This window comes from Rhizobacter sp. (assembly GCF_035702065.1).
In the GTDB taxonomy this organism is placed as follows: Bacteria; Pseudomonadota; Gammaproteobacteria; order Burkholderiales; family Burkholderiaceae_C; genus Rhizobacter.
In genome coordinates this window covers 1-5,221 of record NZ_DASSRA010000281.1, presented here as the reverse complement: position 1 = coordinate 5,221, position 5,221 = coordinate 1, and the positions used below count along the sequence as shown (strand labels likewise).

Sequence of the window (5,221 nt, the reverse complement as noted above, 5' to 3'; positions counted from 1 at the left end):
GACTGCGGCAGCTTGTTGGCCTGGCGGTAGATCACGCCCAGGTTGGCGTGCGGCCCGCCCAGCTCGGGGTGGAACTGCACCACGCTCTTGAAGCCGCGTTCGGCTTCGTCCATGCGGCCGGCGCGCATGGCGCGGCGGGCGTCGTCGAAGGCCTTCTGCGCAGCAGGTGTGACCACCACCTCGGCGTCGGAGGCGGCCTGCGGCTGGGAAGCTGCGGGCGCCGCCGGCCTGGCCGTGGCGGCCTGCTTGGAGGCGGCGGTCGAGCCGATCGACGGGTTGGCGTTCTCGGTGTTCGACCACGGCAGCGAAGAACAGCCCGCCGCGCCCAGGCAGCACGCCAGCGCGAGCAACGTGGTGCGCAGACGTTCAGCGGATCGCATCGACCACTCCTTCGCTGCGTTCGGTCTTGCCGTAACGCACCGGCCGCAGCTCCTTCAAGGCGTCGAAGCTGCGCTTGACCCATTCGTCGTAGATGCCGTCGGCCGTGCGCTTGACGTTGATCTCGTGCAGCTCGGTCGACTTCTCCTCGAACGGATAGGCCTGTTCTTCGAGCATCACGTTGTACTGCTCCAGCTCCAGCTTGGACAGCTTCTTGGGCCGCTGCGAACTCATCATGGCCTTGCCGAAGTCTTGATACAGCGCGGCGATGTGGTACGTGGCGGCAGTGGTCACGTCGGCCACACCAGAGTTCGCGGCCACGCTGTACGCCTTGAGCACGTCGTCCATCTTGGCCTTCTTGAGCTTGAGGTTCTTGGCCAGCGGCTCCACCAGCGCCACCTTGCGGTAGGCCTCGAAGGCCGGCTCGGCCATGGCCAGCGCGCCCAGTGCCCCCAGGTAGCGCGTGCGGTTGGTGCGCGCGCTGCCGGCGGCCTGGTCGGCGGCGTAGATCTCGCGCATCAGCGTGGCTTCGCGGGCGGCGTTGCCGTCCTTCTTGGCGATCTGCGCCAGGCGGTAGCGGGCTTCGAGGTTGGTCTCCAGCGGATCGGGGTAGAGCTTGAGGTAGCGCTCGTAGGCCTTGGCGGCTTGCGGGCGGGCGCCGCCCTTCTCGTGCAACTCGGCAGCCTGCCACAGCGCGGCGCGCGCGGCCTTGGGGTCGGCGCTGGTGGCGGCAAAGCGCTCCAGCTCGCCGGCGGCCTGGCTCCAGTCGCCCTTCTCCATGTAGATCACGCCGAGCTTGCCGCCCACCTCGGCCTGCAGCGGGTGCTTGGGGAAGCGGGTGCGGAAGTCTTCGAGCGAGCGGGCGGCGGCGTCCCAGTCTTTCAGCGCGATGAGCGCGGCGGCGGCGTCGAACTGCGCATTGGCCCGCACCGCCGATTGCGGCGCGACGGTGGCCACGCGGTTGAAGTGGTTCACGGCGCCGCGCAGGTCACCCTCGGCGCGCGCCTTCTCGCCCTGCTTGTAGATGGACGCGGCCAGGCGCTCGACGAGCTCGCCGCGGCCGGCTTCCTTCTCGGGCATCAGCGCCAGCACTTCGGTGTAGGCCTGCTCGGCCTGGGCGAAGTCGGCGGCGTCGAACGAGGTGTGGGCCACCACCGTCCAGGCGACACGCCGTTGCGAGGCGGGTGCGGGCGGTTGCAGTGCCAGCACCTGGCGGGCCACCGGGGCGGCACGCGAGTCGCGCAGGGCGAAGAGCTTCTCGGCCGCGTTGGTCAGCACCGTTGGCGTGCGCGGGTCGGTCGGAAAGGTGTTCGCAAAGCGCACCGCGCTGTCGACCCCGGTGCGCTGCAGCGCTGTCGCCTGGGCGCCCTGGGCGGCCTTCTCCAATGCGGCGTAGCTCAGCAGGGCCGAGTAGCCGGCGTCAGCGCTCTTCGCGTGCACCGGGTACTGGTAGGCCGACTTCTCGTACTCGACGGCGGCGTCGCTGTAACGCTTGTCCTCGAACAGCAGCTCGGCGAGCAGGAAGTTGTTCTGCGCGGCCTCCGGGTCATTGGGGAAGGACGTGAGGTAGGCGCGGTACCACTTGATCGCCTCCTGGTAATCGGCGCTCGCCTTGCTCTTCTGGGCGGTGGCGTGATAGTGGCGCGCCAGCTCCGCCATGTGCGTCTTGACCAGCGGCTGCGCGGCCTCCCAGCCGCTGGGGTTGGCCTTGCGGAACTCGCTCTCCACGCCGTAGCGGGTGACGTAGTCCTTCTTCGCGTCGAGCGCGAGCGTGGCGAAGCCGGCGTTCTGGTAGATGTCGACCACGCGGGCCTGCAGCTGCGGCGCCTGCGCGTGCAACGGTGCGCGCTTGGCGAAGGTGCCGAAGGCGTCGGCCGCGTCCTTGGTGCGCTCCTGGCGGATGTAGAGCTCGCCCAGCTGCTGGTAGACGCGGAACTCGTAGGAGCGGCGCACGTCACTCGTGATGTAGGCCGGGATCGACTCGGCGCCCTGCAGGTTGGCCAGGCTCAGGCTGGTCACGCGGAAGGTGTCTTCGACCAGTTCGCGGTCGGCCCGCGTGAGGCCCTCCAGGCTGTCGAGATCGGCGCCGCCTTCGCGGTTGCCGACCTTGATGTCGAGCACGGCGAAGAACGACTGCAAGGCCTCTTCGACCTTGCCCTGCTTGAACAGCGACCAGCCGTGCATGTAGAGCGCACGGTCCTTGAAGCCACCCTGCGCGTCGTTCTTGAGCACGGTGGCGTAGGCCTGCTCGGCCTTCACGTAGTCGCGCATCGTGAACAGCAGCTCGCCGCGGCGGAACTGCGCTTCGGCCAGGTGCGTGGTCTTGGGGTACTGGGCCACCAGGCCGTCGAGCGTCTTGAGGGCGGATTCCAGATCTCCGCCCTGCTCGTAGGCGCGGGCGATCTGGTAGTGGACGCGGTCGTTGCCCGGGTCGTTGGGGTAGGCCTTCAGGTAGTCCTGGTAGCGCGCGATGGCGGCCTTGTAGTCGGGGTTGCCCGAGCCTTCGCCGCTCGCAAGCTTGTTGTCGGCGGTGTCCATCTCCAGGTCGCCCAGGCGGCGCATGGCCTCCGAGCGCTGCGGTGCCTTGGGCGCCACTTCGAGGAACTTGTTGTAGGCCGCAATCGCCTTGGCTTCGTCACCCAGCGCCACGCCCTGGTCGGGGCGCACTTCGACCTCGCGACCAGCCAGGCTCTTGAGGGTGGGCGGTTCGGGCTGGTTGCTGGTGCGCTTGCCGGCGCAAGCGCTCAGGCCCAAGGCCAGCACGAGCAGCGCAGTGTTACTTGGGCGCATTCTCGGAGTCCTTGGGCTTGCTGCCGCGGTCATAGAGCTGCGCCACGGCGAAGCGGGCCTGCGTGGCATACGCCACCAGGCGCTCCTTCTGGCGCACGAGTTCAGCCACGGCCAGCTCCTGCAGCGCGCCCTGCTGTTCCTTGCTCAGCGCGGCCACGCTCGGGATCAGCGCCTGGATGCGCTTGTCCAGCTCGGCGATGCGCAGCGCGAAGCGCTCGAACTTGGCCGGCTCGTCGCGCTGGGCCTGTGCCAGGTCGGCCTCGTGGCGCTTGGCTTCTTCAATGCCGGCTTGCAGGGCCTGCAGGTCGCTCTTGGCCTGGGCCAGGCGTGTGGGGTAGGACTGCGCCAGGCGCCAGGTCATGGCGCCGGCGCTCAGGCGGTAACGCTCGCGTGCGGCAGCCGTCTCGGGCGTGTCACCCAGCGCGGCGATGTTGCTTTGAACGTCGGCCAGGCGCTCGCGCAGGGCGCGCTCCTGCGGGTCGGCGAAGGCCACGCCGTCGCCCTGCTCCTGCGCCGTAGCGAGCTCGGCCGAGAGCGTGCCGTTGCGCTGGCTCAGTTCAGTGATGCCGGTGTTGCGCAGCTTCTCCAGAATGCCGGGCAGGCGCTCGGCGTACGCCTTGCGCCGGTTGTCGAGCATGTCGCCGAAGACGGCGAGGCTGTCCTTCCACTGCTGCAGGTTGCGGGTGAGGAACTGCAGGTCGCGGTAGTTCTTGAAGGCTTCCTGGAAGTCGTGCTGCGCGAGCACCTGGGTCAGGTGGCCGGCGTGCGGCATGTCGGGCAGCTCGTCGATGTTCCAGAACCAGCCCATCTCTTCGCCGGGGTTGCGTTCGAGCAGGCCTTCGAGCAGCTTGCCGGCGCGGATGGCAGCGATCGACTCGTCGAGGTGGGTGTTCTCGCGTTCGTAGACGGCGATGGCGTTGTTGTAGCCCTCGAGCGCCTGGCCGTACGCACCCAACTGGCCGAAGGCATAGGGCGCGGCGATGTGGGCTTCGAGCACGGCGGCGTCGCTGCTGTCGCGCTGGATGAGTTCCGTCCAGGGCACGAGCGCCTGCTTGTGGTTCTTGAGCGAGGCCGAGGCCCAGCCGAAGCCGAGCAAGGCCTTGTTGGACTGCGGGCCGTTCAGGCGGATGCGCTCCAGGTAAGGGCCGGCGGCCTCCGGGCGCTCGGCCTGCAGTGCGGTGAAGCCAAGCGCGAGGTTGGCCTTGTCGCGCAGCGCCCGGAACTCTTCGGTGGCCTGCGGTGGCGTGGGGGCCTTGCCGAGCTGGTCGAGCAAGGCGCTGCCGCCGTCCGGGTTGCCGCTTCGGACCAGGGCCACGCCCAGGTTGTAGCGGGCGTAGAGGGCGGCGCTGGTGCTGCCCTTGGAGACGTCCTTGTTCACGTCGGGCAGCGCGTTGAGCACGGCGGCGGCGCCGGCGTAGTCGCCGCGCGCCATCAGCACGTTGGCCTTGAGCAGCGCGCGCTCTTCTTCCATGGCGGGCGGCAGGTTCTTCTCGATGCGATTGAGCGCGTCATCGGCCGCATCGAAGAAGCCGCGCTGGTAGCGGATCTTGGCGAGGAAGAACCACGCCCGGTCGCGCACGGCCGGCGAGGCACCCTTCTCGATGAGCAAGGCGAAGATCTCGCCCGCTTCCTTGTGCATGCCGTACGAGAGCAGCAGGCCGCCGCGCAGCACCTCGGCCTCGTCGGCGTGGTTGGAGACGCGGTTGAAATGCTGCGACACCATCAGGCCGGTGACGGCGCTGAAGTACTTGTCCTGGAAGAAGTAGAACAAGGTATCGCCGTAGTACGGGTCCTTGATGGAATGGTCGGGCTTGGCGTCGGCCGCCACGGCGGCGCCATGGCAGGCGATGGCCACGGCCGCTGCCAGGCCCAGCCTGCGCAGCACGTTACTCGTGGAGATCCGAAGGCACATGAAGGCGTGTCGTCTCTTGTGTCGTCGGTGCGTTTACTGCCAGACCTTGACCACGAACTCCGGCTGCAGCTTGCCGGTGGAGTCCTTGATCTGCAGCTCGATGTACTTGGGCTCGGTGCCCTTGTCGAACTTGATGTTGGC

3 protein-coding genes are annotated in these 5,221 nt (G+C 68.5%); all 3 read right to left on the bottom strand.

All coding sequences use genetic code 11. From position 1 onward, the window contains the following. On the bottom strand, window positions 1-380 hold a 380-nt coding region (locus VFL64_RS12835; protein ID WP_489540770.1), incomplete at its 3' end, for a tetratricopeptide repeat protein. After that, complete coding sequence (locus VFL64_RS12830) at window positions 367-3,168, bottom strand: tetratricopeptide repeat protein (RefSeq protein WP_489540769.1); 2,802 nt, start codon at window positions 3,166-3,168, stop codon at window positions 367-369. The genes VFL64_RS12830 and VFL64_RS12835, both read right to left, overlap by 14 nt. Next, entirely contained in the window at window positions 3,155-5,080 is a 1,926-nt protein-coding gene (locus VFL64_RS12825) for a hypothetical protein (RefSeq protein ID WP_489540768.1), read from the bottom strand. Before VFL64_RS12825 ends, VFL64_RS12830 begins: the two co-directional genes overlap by 14 nt. Between the last annotated feature and the right edge of the window lie 141 nt (window positions 5,081-5,221).

Bases quoted from the DNA above. Each gene is read 5' to 3' on its own strand.
- VFL64_RS12830 (WP_489540769.1), bottom strand. From the start codon at position 3,168: ATGCGCCCAAGTAACACTGCGCTGCTCGTGCTGGCCTTGGGCCTGAGC.
- VFL64_RS12825 (WP_489540768.1), bottom strand. From the start codon at position 5,080: ATGTGCCTTCGGATCTCCACGAGTAACGTGCTGCGCAGGCTGGGCCTG.